Annotated in this window: 16 protein-coding genes; 15 read left to right on the top strand and 1 reads right to left on the bottom strand. The window is 53.5% G+C overall.

Annotated features, from left to right (window positions below):
* From yqfD to VU18_RS10560, 11 genes are all read left to right on the top strand, one after another.
* On the top strand, positions 1–979 hold a 979-nt coding region (gene yqfD, locus VU18_RS10605; RefSeq protein ID WP_236687362.1), incomplete at its 5' end, for a sporulation protein YqfD.
* 2 nt (positions 980–981) lie between these two features.
* Entirely contained in the window at positions 982–1944 is a 963-nt protein-coding gene (locus tag VU18_RS10600; RefSeq protein ID WP_011231973.1) for a PhoH family protein, read from the top strand.
* 49 nt (positions 1945–1993) lie between these two features.
* Positions 1994–4096: an HD family phosphohydrolase gene (locus VU18_RS10595; RefSeq protein WP_047758080.1), complete on the top strand. Its 2103-nt coding sequence runs from the start codon at positions 1994–1996 to the stop codon at positions 4094–4096.
* Positions 4093–4563 (top strand): rRNA maturation RNase YbeY, encoded by a 471-nt coding sequence (ybeY, locus tag VU18_RS10590; RefSeq protein WP_011231971.1) that lies wholly within the window; start codon positions 4093–4095, stop codon positions 4561–4563. The genes VU18_RS10595 and ybeY overlap by 4 nt, the downstream gene beginning before the upstream one ends.
* Entirely contained in the window at positions 4563–4916 is a 354-nt protein-coding gene (locus VU18_RS10585; protein ID WP_011231970.1) for a diacylglycerol kinase family protein, read from the top strand. The genes ybeY and VU18_RS10585 overlap by 1 nt, the downstream gene beginning before the upstream one ends.
* A 123-nt stretch (positions 4917–5039) precedes the next feature.
* Positions 5040–5438: a cytidine deaminase gene (locus VU18_RS10580; RefSeq protein ID WP_021322326.1), complete on the top strand. Its 399-nt coding sequence runs from the start codon at positions 5040–5042 to the stop codon at positions 5436–5438.
* On the top strand, positions 5431–6339 hold the full coding sequence (gene era / locus VU18_RS10575; protein WP_011231968.1) for a GTPase Era: 909 nt from the start codon (positions 5431–5433) through the stop codon (positions 6337–6339). Before VU18_RS10580 ends, era begins: the two co-directional genes overlap by 8 nt.
* 101 nt (positions 6340–6440) lie before the next feature.
* Positions 6441–6584 carry a YqzL family protein gene (locus tag VU18_RS17475; RefSeq protein ID WP_011231967.1) on the top strand — a complete coding sequence of 48 codons (144 nt, stop codon included), beginning with the start codon at positions 6441–6443 and terminating at the stop codon, positions 6582–6584.
* A gap of 31 nt (positions 6585–6615) precedes the next feature.
* Entirely contained in the window at positions 6616–7404 is a 789-nt protein-coding gene (recO, locus tag VU18_RS10570; RefSeq protein ID WP_011231966.1) for a DNA repair protein RecO, read from the top strand.
* Positions 7405–7476: 72 nt separating this feature from the next.
* Positions 7477–8100 (top strand): helix-turn-helix transcriptional regulator, encoded by a 624-nt coding sequence (locus VU18_RS10565; protein ID WP_272945229.1) that lies wholly within the window; start codon positions 7477–7479, stop codon positions 8098–8100.
* 22 nt (positions 8101–8122) lie between these two features.
* Positions 8123–8923 carry a pyruvate, water dikinase regulatory protein gene (locus VU18_RS10560; RefSeq protein WP_011231964.1) on the top strand — a complete coding sequence of 267 codons (801 nt, stop codon included), beginning with the start codon at positions 8123–8125 and terminating at the stop codon, positions 8921–8923.
* Positions 8924–9111: 188 nt separating this feature from the next.
* Here the strand turns inward: VU18_RS10560 and VU18_RS20140 are convergent, their stop codons facing one another.
* Positions 9112–9465 (bottom strand): hypothetical protein, encoded by a 354-nt coding sequence (locus VU18_RS20140; protein WP_143425219.1) that lies wholly within the window; start codon positions 9463–9465, stop codon positions 9112–9114.
* Between VU18_RS20140 and dnaG the strand changes: the two genes are divergently transcribed.
* From dnaG to cccA, 4 genes are all read left to right on the top strand, one after another.
* A complete protein-coding gene (dnaG, locus tag VU18_RS10555) occupies positions 9457–11253 on the top strand; it encodes a DNA primase (protein WP_047758079.1) in 1797 nt (598 codons plus the stop codon). The two genes, VU18_RS20140 and dnaG, sit on opposite strands and share 9 nt — an antisense overlap.
* A 34-nt stretch (positions 11254–11287) precedes the next feature.
* The gene (gene rpoD, locus VU18_RS10550; RefSeq protein WP_011231962.1) at positions 11288–12415 is read left to right on the top strand and encodes an RNA polymerase sigma factor RpoD; all 1128 of its coding nucleotides are present in this window, start codon (positions 11288–11290) and stop codon (positions 12413–12415) included.
* Positions 12416–12488: 73 nt separating this feature from the next.
* Positions 12489–13004 (top strand): hypothetical protein, encoded by a 516-nt coding sequence (locus VU18_RS10545; protein ID WP_014196365.1) that lies wholly within the window; start codon positions 12489–12491, stop codon positions 13002–13004.
* Positions 13005–13112: 108 nt separating this feature from the next.
* Positions 13113–13475: a cytochrome c550 gene (cccA, locus tag VU18_RS10540; protein WP_014196364.1), complete on the top strand. Its 363-nt coding sequence runs from the start codon at positions 13113–13115 to the stop codon at positions 13473–13475.
* Positions 13476–13483: the final 8 nt, after the last annotated feature.

Raw genomic sequence — 13483 nt, 5'->3', positions numbered from 1 at the left:
TTCGTTTGTCGGGAGAACCGGGCTGCCGTTTTTTTGGCGGCAGGCCTGGCGGAACAGCGGGTTTTGGCTCGGCTTGCTCCTTTTTATAGCGATTGTGTTTTTGCTTTCGAACATCGTTTGGAAGATCGAAATCAAAGGGGCGGCTCCAGAGACGGAGCATCAAATCGCCCGCGAGTTAAAGCGAATGGGAGTCGAGCGCGGCGCATTTCAGTTTCTGCTTGATGACCCGGAGACGCTGCAAAAAAAGCTGACGGAACGCGTTCCGGACATCACGTGGGTCGGCGTTGAGTGGAAAGGGACGTCGCTTCACTTCCGCGTCGTTGAAAAAGAGATTCCGGAGCCGAAAAAACCGATTCCGCCGCGTCATCTCGTGGCAAAAAAAGAGGCGGTCATCGCTGATTTGTTCGTTGAAGAGGGACAACCGCTCGTTTCCGTCAACGACTATGTGCAAAAAGGCCAGCTGCTTGTTTCTGGCATTATCGGCGCTGAAGGGAGGACGAAGTTTGTGCCGGCGTCAGGGAAAGTGTTTGGCGAAACATGGTACAAGTCTACGGTCGTCCTGCCGCTTGAGACGACGTTTCATGTGTTGACCGGCAAGTTCACCGAACGGCATTATGTCGGAATCGGGCGCCTTTTGATTCCTGTTTGGGGATGGAAGAAGCCGGTGTTTGCCCATACCATCGTTGAGACAGAAAAACGGCCGTTTCGTTTTTGGAAATGGGACTTGCCGCTCTATTACGAGCGCATCACGATCCGCGAGGCGGAAGAAGTGAAGCGGCGCTACACGTGGGAAGAAGCGTTCGCGGAAGCGAAAGAGATCGCCCGCCGCGAGCTGCGGGCGAAATTGCCGGAGGAGGCGGCCATTCGCAGCGAAAAAGTTTTGCATCAGGCGAAAGAGAATGGTAAAGTAAGGGTAGAATTGCATTACGAAGTCATCGAAAATATTGCTGTACCACAACCCATCGTCCAAGGAGATTGAGAATGTCAGAGCAGTTCGTTACGATCAGCCAACATGTGCGAAACCCGCAGGAAGCGGCGGCGCTCTTTGGCGTCCATGACATCCATTTAAAGCGGATCGAGGAAGAGCTCGGCGTGTCGATTGTGACGCGCGGGGAAACGGTCAACGTCTCCGGCACGCCGCAGCAAGTTCAGCTCGTTGATGAATTGCTTCGCCATTTATTGATCGTCATTCGCAAAGGGGCGGCGGTCAGCGAGCGCGACGTTCTTTACGCCATTCAGCTTGCAAAAAAAGGAGCGCTTGACGGCCTTGTTCAACTGTACGACGAGGAGATTACAAAAAACGCCAAAGGAAAGCCGATCCGCGTCAAAACGTTGGGCCAGCGCTATTATGTTGCAGCAATTGAACAGTATGACTTGACGTTCGGCATCGGCCCAGCCGGCACCGGAAAAACGTATTTGGCGGTCGTCATGGCGGTCAAGGCGTTAAAAAACGGCAGCGTCAAGCGCATCATTTTGACTCGTCCGGCCGTTGAGGCTGGAGAAAGCCTCGGCTTTTTGCCAGGCGACTTAAAAGAGAAGGTTGACCCGTATTTGCGCCCGCTGTATGATGCCTTAAACGATGTGTTGGGAGCGGAGTATACGCAGCGGTTGATTGAGCGCGGCACGATTGAAATCGCCCCACTCGCCTATATGCGCGGCCGGACGCTGGAGGATGCGTTCGTCATTCTTGACGAGGCGCAAAATACGACGCCAGCGCAAATGAAAATGTTTTTGACCCGGCTCGGCTTCGGCTCGAAGATGGTCATTACCGGCGATATTTCCCAAGTCGACTTGCCGAAGGGCGTCGAATCGGGGCTTTCGGTCGCCAAGCGCATTTTGGCCTCCATTGGCGGCATCGCCTTTGTGTTTTTGGAACAGTCGGATGTCGTTCGCCATCCGCTCGTCGCGAAAATTATTGACGCCTATGATGAGGCGGGCTTATAGAACGAGAGCGACGGGATCGGTCTTTTCTTGCAAAGCGAGGGGAAAACCGGTGGGAAGGTTTCGTTTTTTTCTTGAGCGGACAAAAACAGTCCGCTTTGTCCGCTTTTGGCTGTTTTTGCTTTTGGCTGTTCTGTTGTTTGCCGTTTTGTATTGGCAAGTGAAGCCGCGCCAGTATGAGCTGCGCCTGTTTGACGTCGCGAAGGAAACGATCCGTTCGCCGGTGACGGTCGAGGACAAAGAGGCGACCGCCAAGCTGAAAGAAGAGGCGGCGGCGAAAGTAGCGGATGTCTATACGTTAAAAAAAGAATATGCCGAAAACCGGGTCGACCTTCTTTCCTCGCTGTTTGCCGCGATTGAAAGCGTGCAGCGCGAGGCGGAGCCGGACCGCCCGCTCGGCGATATGATCGCCAAACTTGAGGAACGGCTGCCGCCGGAATGGCTTGCCTATCTGTCTGCCGCTGAATGGCAACGGCTGCTTGCCGCCTCGCCGGAGGAGCTCAAGACGGCGAAGGAAGCCGCCTTGACCGCGGTGCATGCCGTCATGAGCGAGCGCATTTCCCAAGCGGAACTTGACACGGCGCGGGCGGAAGCGGCCAAAGAGCTTGAATACGCTGCGCTGTCGCCGCCGCTTCGCGAGGCGGTCGCGAAGCTTTGCCGACAGGCGGTCATTCCGAACGTCGTCTACGATCGGGCGGCGACGGAAGAAAAACGGCGGCAGGCGATGGATGAAGTGAAGCCGGTGAAAATTTTGCAAGGGCAAGTGATCGTCGAGGAAGGACAGTTTATCACGAATGATGTTTACCGCCGGCTCGAGCTGGTCGGCTTGCTTGAGAGCGGGCGTCCGTCTTGGACCGCCGCTGGGCTTTTGGTGTTCGTTTTGTTGCTGCTTGCTCCGCTCATTTACTATTTTCGGACGGAAACGACGAATGAAAAGCTGTTGCTTTATACAGCCATTTTTGCGTTGATGATGACGACAATGGCGCTCATTCGCCTTCTGCCATCTAGCGGCGCTGTTTCCATCGGTTACCTTGTGCCGGCGGCGTTCGGGCCGATGCTCGTCCGCATTTTGCTCGGAGAGCGGCTCGCGATGATGACGACCATCATCGGAGCAGTGTGCGGCAGTTTGCTGTTCAATGAGGAAATTGGAACGGCCGGCGCGGTGTCGGTGTCGTTGATTGTTTACTTTCTTGCCGGCGGCTTGGCCGGGACGTTTTGTCTGCCAAAGGAGCTGGCGAAAGCGAACATTTGGCGGGCCGGCGTGTTTGTCGCCGCGGTCAATATCGTTTCGCTTTTTTCGCTGTTGCTGTTAAAAAACGGCCGCTATTCGCCGACGGAAATCGGCTTGTTGGTGCTGATGGCGGCGGCCTCAGGGGTTTTTTCTGCCATTTTGACGATCGGTCTCTTGCCGGTGTTGGAGGCGGCGTTTGGCATTTTGTCGCCGCTTCGGCTCATTGAACTGTCCAATCCGAACCATCCGCTCTTGCGCAAGTTGCTCACTGAAGCGCCGGGGACGTACCATCATAGCATTATGGTCGCCAATTTGGCCGAAGCGGCGTGCGAGGCGATCGGCGCCGACGGCTTGCTGGCGCGCGTCGCCTGCTACTACCATGACATCGGCAAGACGAAGCGGCCGCGCTATTTCATCGAAAATCAAATAGGCGGCAATCCGCATGACCATTTGTCGCCGCAGTTGAGCAAAAATATTATTATCGCCCATGTCGCCGACGGCGTCGCTTTGCTGCGCAAGCACCGGCTGCCGAAGGAGATCATCGACATCGCCGAACAGCACCACGGCACGACGCTGCTGAAGTATTTTTATCATAAGGCGCGCGAGCAAACCGAGTTTGTCTCGGAAGCGGAGTTTCGTTATCCCGGGCCGAAGCCGCAGACGAAAGAAGCGGCGGTCATCAACATCGCCGACAGCGTCGAAGCGGCTGTTCGCTCGCTATCCAACCCGTCGCAGGAAAAAATCGAGAAGATCGTCCGGTCGATCATCGCTGATCGCTTGCAGGACAACCAGCTGAACGAGTGCGACATTACGCTGAAGGAGTTGGAACTCGTCGCCCGTTCGCTTTGCGAGACTTTAAACGGCGTCTTCCATTCGCGCATCGAATACCCAGAAGTACGAAAGGAAAAGGTGAAGCATGCATGACCATTCACATTGATTTTCTAGATGAAACGAACGAGGTGACCGCTGAGCAAATCGAGACGATCGAGCGGCTGCTCGCCGAGGCGGCGGCCCTTGAAAACGTGCCGGACGGGGCGGAGGTGAGCGTCACATTTGTGGACAACGAACGCATCCGCGCGATGAATCGCGACTATCGCGGCAAAGATGCGCCGACCGATGTGCTTTCGTTTGCTCTTGAGGAGGAAGGGGAAGAAGAGGTTCACATCGTCGGCGCTGATATGCCGCCGGTGCTCGGCGATATCGTCATTTCGATTCCGAAGGCAAAAGAGCAGGCGGCAGCCTATGGACATTCGTTCATGCGCGAGCTCGGGTTTTTGGCTGTGCACGGTTTCTTGCACCTGCTTGGTTACGATCATGGGACAGAAGAGGAAGAGCGCGTCATGTTCGCCAAGCAGGAAGACATCTTGGCGAGGTTCGGGTTGACAAGATAATGCGCGGCAAACGAGAGCGAGACCGGTTTGCTTGGGCGTGGGCGGGAATGAAGGCGGCGGTGAAAGAGGAAGCTCATTTGCGCTTCCACTTGGCGGCCGCTGTTGTCGTCTTTGCCGCCGGGTGGGTCGTTGGGCTGTCGCGCTGGGAGTGGATCGTGCTGCTCATGGCGGTCGGCACGGTCATTGCGCTTGAGCTTGTCAACACGGCTATTGAGCGCGCCGTCGATTTGGCGACGGGTGAGTTTCATCCGTTGGCGAAAGCGGCGAAAGACATCGCTGCCGCGGCGGTGCTCGCGGCGGCCGGATTTGCGGTTGTGATCGGCATTTTGCTGTTTTGGCCGCATCTTCGCTAAACGAATGAGAGAGAAAATTCGAATTTTTCTGTTACATTTTGATTTCAAATGATGAAATGGATGGCGTTTTTTTGTAAAATAAAAGAAAGCAGCGTTTGCTTGCAGGAAAGGAAGAGTCAACTCGTGGAGATTGAGCAGCTCATTGTCGAAGCGAAAAAAGCGCGCGAACTCGCCTACGTGCCGTACTCGAAGTTTCCAGTCGGCGCCGCGCTGTTGACGAAAGGCGGCAGTGTGTACCGCGGCTGCAACATTGAAAACGCCGCCTACAGCGTGTGCAATTGTGCGGAGCGGACCGCGTTGTTTAAGGCATATTCGGAAGGGGAGAAGGAGTTCACTGCTCTTGCGGTCATCGCCGACACTCCCCGCCCGGTGCCGCCGTGCGGCGCATGCCGCCAAGTGATCGCCGAACTTTGCCACGGCGATATGAAAGTCATTTTAGCCAACCTCAAAGGCGATGTGAAAGTCATGACAGTCAGCGAATTGCTGCCAGAAGCTTTTTCAGCGGAGGATTTGCATGCGTAAAGAAGGATACAAATCAGGATTTGTTGCCATTATCGGAAGACCAAACGTAGGAAAGTCGACGTTTTTAAACCGCGTCATCGGGCAAAAAATCGCGATTATGAGCGATAAACCGCAAACGACGCGCAATAAGATTCAAGGCGTGTACACGGACGATGACGCGCAAATCATCTTTATCGACACGCCTGGGGTGCACAAACCGAAGCATAAGCTCGGCGACTTTATGATGAAAGTGGCGCTCAATGCGCTTCGCGAAGTGGATTTGATTTTGTTTATGGTCAATGCCGAGGAAGGATTTGGGCGCGGTGAGGCGTTCATCATCGAACGGCTGAAAGAAGTGGACACCCCGGTGTTTTTAGTCATCAATAAGATCGACCGCGTCCATCCGGATGAATTGCTGCCGCTCATTGACCGATACAAAGATTTGTACCCGTTTGCTGAAATCGTGCCGATTTCGGCGCTTGAAGGGAACAATGTCGACCGCCTGCTTGAGCAAATTAAAGAGCGGCTGCCGGAAGGGCCGCAATATTATCCGCCGGACCAGATTACTGACCATCCGGAGCAGTTTATCATCGCCGAGCTCATTCGCGAGAAAGCGCTTCACTTAACGCGCGAGGAAGTTCCGCACTCGATTGCTGTCGTCGTCGAACGCATCGAGCGGCGAGAAGGGTCGCCAACGGTGTATATTAGCGCGGTGATCGTTGTGGAGCGCGATTCGCAAAAAGGAATCATCATCGGCAAGCAAGGCCGGATGCTGAAGGAAATCGGACAGCGGGCGCGCGCTGACATCGAAGCGCTGCTTGGGTCAAGAGTGTTTTTGGAACTGTGGGTCAAAGTGCAAAAAGACTGGCGCAACCGCCTTTCGCAGCTGCGTGATTTCGGGTTCCGTGAAGACGAGTATTGACGGTTAGAAAATTTTACGCGACATAAACCGTTTTTGCCTGAGCCAACCTATAGGTAAACCACCAATACGCAATGCCTGCAGGCGGAAAGAGGTGTCATTCCATGCTTGAGTTTACGTGGAAGTTGTTTAGCCAAACAGGCAATATCGACACGTACCTCCTATTTAAAGAGTTGGAACGAGAGCAACAGTTTGGCGGTGAAGAGCAAAACGCTGAACAGAAAGAAATCGACCAGCCGATCTCGTAGCATCGTTGTTGGTAGAAGCGGTGGTGATGGGATGTTCGAAACGTGTGAAGCGATCGTCATGCGGACGGTCGATTATGGCGAAACAAATAAAATTGTCACATTGTTTACCCGAGAATGGGGAAAGGTGGCTGCGATGGCAAGGGGAGCGAAAAAGCCAAGCAGCCGCCTTTCTGCTGTTACGCAGCCGCTCTCATACGGCCATTATGTCATCCGCCGCAGCCGCGGCGTCGGCGTTCTTCACCAGGGAGAGCTCATCGACTCGATGCGGGCGCTGCGCGAAGATTTGTTTGCCGCCGCCTATGCGGTGTATATTGTAGAGCTCACCGACAAAAGCACGGAAGAGCAAAAGCGCAATCCGTACTTGTTTGAGCTTCTTTTGCAGACACTACAATATATGAGCGAAGGCCGCGATTTAGAGATTTTGACGTTCATTTACGAAATGAAAATGCTTGCAGTGCTTGGCATTCCGCCGGTGCTGGACCGTTGTGCCCGCTGCGGGGCGACGGAGGGGCGCTTCTCGTTTTCCGTCAAGGAGGCGGGCTTCCTTTGCCATCGCTGCGAGGCGTCCGATCCCCATCGGTTCCCGCTCTCTTCGGCTTCCGTCCGGCTGTTGCGCCTCTTTTTTCATATCGATCTTGCTCGGCTTGGATCCATATCGGTGAAAGAAAGCACAAAGATGGAGCTGGGCGCCGTATTGTCCGCCTATTATGATGAATATGCCGGCCTGTCGCTGAAGACGAAGCGTTTTTTGCAGCAAATCGGTGAACTGAAAGACAAGCTCAGCCCCGACGGAGGGCAAGGAGCATCATTTTCATTGTGAATGGGGCGTGTAGTATAATATAAATGAGAGTGATAGCGTGTGGGACCTTTTTTGGCAAGGTGGTGAACGACGATCGAACTAAATAAACGCCAAGAGCAGATTTTGCAAATTGTGAAAGACTACGGGCCGATCACCGGAGAAAGCATCGCTGAGAAACTGAACTTAACGAGGGCGACGCTGCGGCCGGATTTGGCCATCTTGACGATGGCTGGCTACTTGGAAGCGCGGCCGCGCGTCGGCTATTTCTATACGGGAAAAACCGGCAAGCAGCTGTTCGCCGATAAAATGAAAAAGATGAAAGTCGAGGATTACCAATCGATTCCGGTTGTCGTCAATGAGAATGTGAGCGTCTATGATGCGATCGTCACAATGTTTCTAGAGGACGTCGGCACGCTGTTTGTCGTCGATGACGAGTCGTTGCTTGCGGGCGTTTTGTCGCGCAAAGATTTGTTGCGCGCAAGCCTCGGCAAGCAGGAACTGACGGCGATCCCGGTCAATATTATTATGACGCGGATGCCGAACATCGCCGTTTGCTACAAGGACGACCCGCTCATTGACGTGGCTGAACAGCTGATTGAAAAACAGATCGATGCCATGCCGGTCGTGCGCAAAACGGAGAAAGGATATGAAGTGATCGGCCGTATTACGAAAACGAATATAACGAAAGCATTCGTGTCGCTAGCCAAAGAGGACTAAATCCAAACAAAGGAGGAGAAGAATGAACCAGCGCCTTGTTTACGTCGTATCCGATTCCGGCGGGGAAACGGCCGAGCTTGTCGTCAAAGCGGCGGCCAGCCAGTTTCACGCCTCGCCGATTCAAGTGAAACGCGTCCCGTATGTGGAAGATAAAACGACATTGGCTGAAGTCGTCGCTTTAGCGAAAATGAACCGCGCCATTATCGCGTTTACGCTCGTCGTTCCGGAGATGCGGGAATTCTTGCTCGCCGAAGCGGCGCGCGAAGGGGTCGTCGCATACGATATCATCGGTCCGCTCATTGAAAAGATGAGCCATTTGTTCCAGCTGACGCCAAGATATGAGCCGGGTCAAGTGCGCGTACTTGACGAAGATTACTTCAAAAAGATTGAAGCGATCGAATTTGCCGTCAAATACGATGACGGGCGCGACCCGCGCGGCATTTTGCGCGCCGATATCGTGCTCATCGGCGTATCGCGCACATCGAAAACACCGCTGTCGCAATATTTGGCGCATAAGCGGTTGAAAGTGGCGAATGTGCCGATCGTTCCAGAGGTCGAGCCGCCGGAGCAGCTGTTTCGAGTCGGTCCGGGGAAATGCTTCGGCTTGAAAATCAGTCCGGATAAACTGCTTTCGATCCGCCGCGAGCGGCTGAAATCGCTCGGCCTGAACGACCAGGCGATTTACGCCAATATGGATCGAATCAAAGAGGAGCTCGCTTATTTTGATGAAGTCGTGAAAAAAATCGGCTGCGACGTCATCGATGTGACGAACAAGGCGGTCGAAGAGACGGCGAGCATCATTATGAAAAAGTTGAAGCGCTAGCTTCGCCTCATCCGCACGATTTCTTGATTTGGAGTCGTGCGTTTTCTTATGGCATATTGCCGCGATTTATATTATAATAAAAAATTGCGAGAAAAATGACCTATATAGGTTTAGAGCGGCCATGAGACGAGTAAACTATTTATAGCCGCTTGTCAAGAAGAACGAAAAAAAGATTTTCGACAAAGTTGTCAATCATTCGGCAAAAAAGCAGGATTTTTTTGCGATGGTGTAGAATAATAGGGGGTGTAAAGCAACCCTTGCTTTGAGAGCGCGGTCATCTGTTGCATAAGATCGTCAAGAAAAAAGTGAAATTTTCTTTTTCTTGCTGAAATATAATATACCGAAGCGCATCTTCGAGATGCACCGCTCTGATGAATCTTTGTCCAGACGGCGGGCTGAGGGGCGGGAAGCGGATGATCAAGCCAGCCGACTTTACGGGCAAGGGGGCGAAACGAACGTTTTGAAAAAATTTGTCGAAATGGAAAGGAAAATCGGCTTGCTGCCGAGAATAAATACGATACGGGGTTGTTCGTATGGGACATCGCATTCCCGAGGAAACGATTGAAGCCATCCGCCGCGGCGTTGACATCGTTGACGTCATTGGCGAATACGTCCAGTTGAAAAAGCAAGGCCGCAACTATTTTGGCTTATGCCCGTTTCACGGAGAAAAGACGCCATCGTTTTCCGTTTCCCCAGAAAAGCAAATTTTCCACTGCTTCGGCTGCGGGGCAGGGGGGAATGCCTTTACGTTTTTAATGGATATCGAAGTCATTCCGTTTGTGGAAGCGGCGAAACGTCTTGCGGCCAAAGCAGGGATCGACTTGTCCGCCTATGAGCTGGACGGCCGCGGGAGTGATGGCAGCCGAGCCGACGAGGCGAAGGCGATGGTCGAAGCACACACGTTGTTGAAACGATTTTACCATCATTTGCTTGTCCATACAAAAGAAGGACAAGCCGCGCTCGATTATTTGCAGGTGCGCGGGTGGACAAAAGAAACGATTGACCGATTTGAAATCGGCTATGCGCCGGATGTTCCTGATGCCGCCGTCAAGCTGCTGGAGAGCCGTTCGTTTCCGTTGGTGTTGATGGAAAAGGCGGGCTTGTTGGTGAAAAAAGAAGACGGGCGATACGTCGACCGCTTCCGGAATCGGATTATGTTTCCGATCCATGATCATCGCGGCGAGACGGTTGGTTTTTCCGGCCGTCTGCTTGGCGACGGGCAACCAAAGTACATGAACAGCCCAGAAACGCCGATTTTCCGCAAAGGCACGCTTTTGTATTTTTTTCACGAGGCGCGCGTGTCAATCCGCAAGCGTCAAGAGGCGCTGCTCGTTGAAGGGTTTGCCGATGTCATCTCTGCCGTGCAGGCCGGCGTTGACTATGTGGTGGCAACGATGGGAACGTCGCTGACCGAGGAGCAGGCACGCATTTTGCGCCGCCATGCTGAAACGGTCACGATTTGCTATGACGGCGACAGCGCCGGAACGGAAGCCGCCTGGCGCGCCGCCGAACAATTGAGCGCGTTCGGGTGCCGCGTGAAGGTAGCGTTGCTCCCGGACGGGCTGGATCCAGATGAATATATACGCACTTGCGGCGCCGACCGTTTTGCCGAAGAGATCGCCGCCGCCCGGCCGCTCATGGCGTTTAAAATGGATCGTTTGCGGCGGGGAAAAAATTTGCAGGAAGAAGGCGACCGGCTCCGTTATATCGAGGAAGCGCTCCGAGAAATCAGCAAGCTGTCGAGCCCGGTGGAAAAAGATTATTATATGCGCCAGCTTGCGGATGAGTTTTCGTTGTCGCTCTCCGCGCTTTACGAACAGTTGTCCCGCTCCAAGCCGGAACAGCCAAAGCCGCAGGTGAATGACGGCGGAAAACCGGTCCGGCCGGCATTGACGAAAAAATTGCTTCCGGCCTTTCAAAATGCCGAGCGGTTGCTGCTTGCCCATATGATGCGGAGCCGCGATGTGGCGTTCATCGTTCAGGAGAAGGTCGGCGGCCGATTTAATATCGAAGAGCATCGGGCGTTGGCTGCTTACATTTACGCCTTTTACGAAGAGGGGCATGAAGCCGACCCCAGCGCGCTCATGTCTCGGCTTCCCGGCGAGTTGCGGACGCTGGCGAGCGAGCTGTCGCTTTTGTTGGTCGCAGACGACGTTTCCGATCGGGAGCTTGCCGATTGCATCCGGCATGTGTTGAATCACCCGAAATGGTTAATGCTAAAGGAAAAAGAGCAAGAAAAGACGGAAGCGGAGCGAAGAAAAGACTTTTTGACGGCCGCCCGCATCGCGAAAGAGATGATTGAGATGAAAAAAATGTTATCTTCTTCATAACATGGTGGTATGAGTTTTTAAAGGAGGTAATGAAATGGCTGAAAAACCAGCCCAATCAAAGCAGGCTGAAGCTGCCGGCGAATCGCTTGAACAAGTGAAAGAGCAACTCGCTGAGCTCGGCAAAAAGCGGGGGATCCTCACCTATGAGGAAATCGCTGAGCGGTTGTCTGGCTTTGATTTGGACTCCGACCAGATGGATGAGTATTATGAATACCTCGCTGAGCAGGGCATTGAAGTGATCAGCGAATCTGACCTTGAGGCCGATCCGGACATCGACGACTTGGCCAAAGAGGAAGAATTCGACTTAAATGACTTGTCCGTTCCTCCCGGCGTCAAAATCAATGACCCGGTGCGCATGTACTTGAAGGAGATCGGCCGCGTGCCGCTGTTGTCGGCGGAAGAAGAAATCGAGCTGGCGAAACGGATCGAGCAAGGCGATGAAGAAGCGAAACGCCGGCTGACGGAAGCGAACCTCCGCCTCGTCGTCAGCATCGCCAAACGGTATGTCGGCCGCGGCATGCTCTTTCTTGATTTGATTCAAGAAGGGAACATGGGGCTGATCAAGGCGGTCGAAAAGTTTGACTATCGGAAAGGCTACAAGTTCAGCACGTACGCGACGTGGTGGATCCGCCAAGCCATCACAAGGGCGATCGCCGATCAGGCGCGGACGATCCGCATCCCGGTTCATATGGTCGAAACGATCAATAAACTGATCCGCGTCCAACGGCAATTGCTCCAAGACCTCGGGCGCGAACCAACGCCGGAAGAAATCGCCGAGGAAATGGATTTGACACCGGAAAAAGTGCGGGAAATTTTGAAAATCGCTCAAGAACCGGTGTCGCTCGAGACGCCGATCGGCGAGGAAGATGACTCGCATCTTGGCGATTTCATCGAAGACCAAGACGCGACATCGCCATCCGAGCACGCTGCTTACGAGCTGTTGAAAGAGCAGCTCGAAGATGTGCTTGATACGCTGACGGATCGCGAGGAAAATGTGCTGCGTCTCCGCTTCGGGCTTGACGACGGACGGACGCGGACGCTCGAAGAAGTCGGCAAAGTGTTCGGCGTGACGCGCGAACGCATCCGTCAAATTGAAGCCAAAGCGTTGCGCAAGCTGCGCCATCCAAGCCGCAGCAAACGGCTGAAAGACTTTTTAGAGTGACCGTTTTGTTCGATAGTTTACTTCTTCGGAAGTAAACTATTTTTTCTTTCTTTATGGGAAAGGTGGTCTATCTATGAATCGGCAACGACGGGAAACGATCATCCAAGAAATCGAATATTGGAAACGTTCGCGCCTTCTGCCGGAACATTATTGCGACTATTTGCTCGCGTTGTACACGGAAGGAGACGCCCGTTCGCACGGACGACGGTGGCGCAGCTCGCTCGCCGCTGGTCTCTGTTTATTGCTTCCAGCCGCTGCTCTTGTCATTTATTTTACTGAATTGTCATTCGTTTTGCAAACGCTCCTTTTCGCCCTATTTTTGGCTGCCTGCTTGTTCTTTTGTTGGCGGTGGCGGAACAAGCGAGAGCTCCTTCACTTTCCGCTCATCGGAAGCGCCTGGATTTTGCTTATGGCATCCATTCTTGAGGTTGATCGGTATTTTCCCAGGCAAACGGGTGCGCTAGCAGCTGTCGTGCTCGGAAACTGTGTTCTCTGGTTTGTTGTCGGCCGCCTGCTTCACCTTCGCTACTTTTCGCTCGCCGCTGTCAGCGGGGCGTTGCTTGTAACCGCCGCCATCTGGTGGCGCTGAGGCGTGTTGTTGCCTTTTCGGCAACTTAGGGCTTTTCCTTGTCCATTATTTACAGTAAAATAAAATTGTTTGCAGCGTTCTTCATTATACATAAGGGAGGTAAAAGAGATGAACCGCAATCCGCTCATCCCGTTTTTCATCATCATGGCATTCGGGATTGTGCTGACGTTCGTCTTGTCGTTTAAAGGGCTAGGCGATGCGAAGGAAATGGCCAAAGAGAAAAAAGGCGGCGAAAAAACGGAACAAACGGCCGAATTCAACCCAGAACAGTTTTACCAACAAACGTGTTCTAGCTGCCACGGCCAAAACTATGAAGGCGGCGTCGGTCCATCGTTGAAAGGGGTCGGGCAACGGCTGTCGATGGACCAAATTAAAGACGTCATCCAACACGGGCGCGGCAACATGCCGCCAGGGCTTGTGCCGGCGGATAAAGCCGATGCCATGGCGAAATGGCTCGCCGGTTTAAAATAATGGATGGT

The organism is Geobacillus sp. ZGt-1 (assembly GCF_001026865.1).
Classification (GTDB): domain Bacteria; phylum Bacillota; class Bacilli; order Bacillales; family Anoxybacillaceae; genus Geobacillus; species Geobacillus thermoleovorans.
This window is presented reverse-complemented; position numbering and strand designations above follow the sequence as displayed.

Excerpts from the sequence above, each read along its gene's own strand:
- VU18_RS10600 (WP_011231973.1), top strand. The coding sequence starts at position 982 with ATGTCAGAGCAGTTCGTTACGATCAGCCAACATGTGCGAAACCCGCAG.
- ybeY (WP_011231971.1), top strand. The coding sequence starts at position 4,093 with ATGACCATTCACATTGATTTTCTAGATGAAACGAACGAGGTGACCGCT.
- VU18_RS10585 (WP_011231970.1), top strand. The coding sequence starts at position 4,563 with ATGCGCGGCAAACGAGAGCGAGACCGGTTTGCTTGGGCGTGGGCGGGA.
- era (WP_011231968.1), top strand. The coding sequence starts at position 5,431 with ATGCGTAAAGAAGGATACAAATCAGGATTTGTTGCCATTATCGGAAGA.
- VU18_RS17475 (WP_011231967.1), top strand. The coding sequence starts at position 6,441 with ATGCTTGAGTTTACGTGGAAGTTGTTTAGCCAAACAGGCAATATCGAC.
- recO (WP_011231966.1), top strand. The coding sequence starts at position 6,616 with ATGTTCGAAACGTGTGAAGCGATCGTCATGCGGACGGTCGATTATGGC.
- VU18_RS10560 (WP_011231964.1), top strand. The coding sequence starts at position 8,123 with ATGAACCAGCGCCTTGTTTACGTCGTATCCGATTCCGGCGGGGAAACG.
- dnaG (WP_047758079.1), top strand. The coding sequence starts at position 9,457 with ATGGGACATCGCATTCCCGAGGAAACGATTGAAGCCATCCGCCGCGGC.
- VU18_RS20140 (WP_143425219.1), bottom strand. The coding sequence starts at position 9,465 with ATGTCCCATACGAACAACCCCGTATCGTATTTATTCTCGGCAGCAAGC.
- rpoD (WP_011231962.1), top strand. The coding sequence starts at position 11,288 with ATGGCTGAAAAACCAGCCCAATCAAAGCAGGCTGAAGCTGCCGGCGAA.
- VU18_RS10545 (WP_014196365.1), top strand. The coding sequence starts at position 12,489 with ATGAATCGGCAACGACGGGAAACGATCATCCAAGAAATCGAATATTGG.
- cccA (WP_014196364.1), top strand. The coding sequence starts at position 13,113 with ATGAACCGCAATCCGCTCATCCCGTTTTTCATCATCATGGCATTCGGG.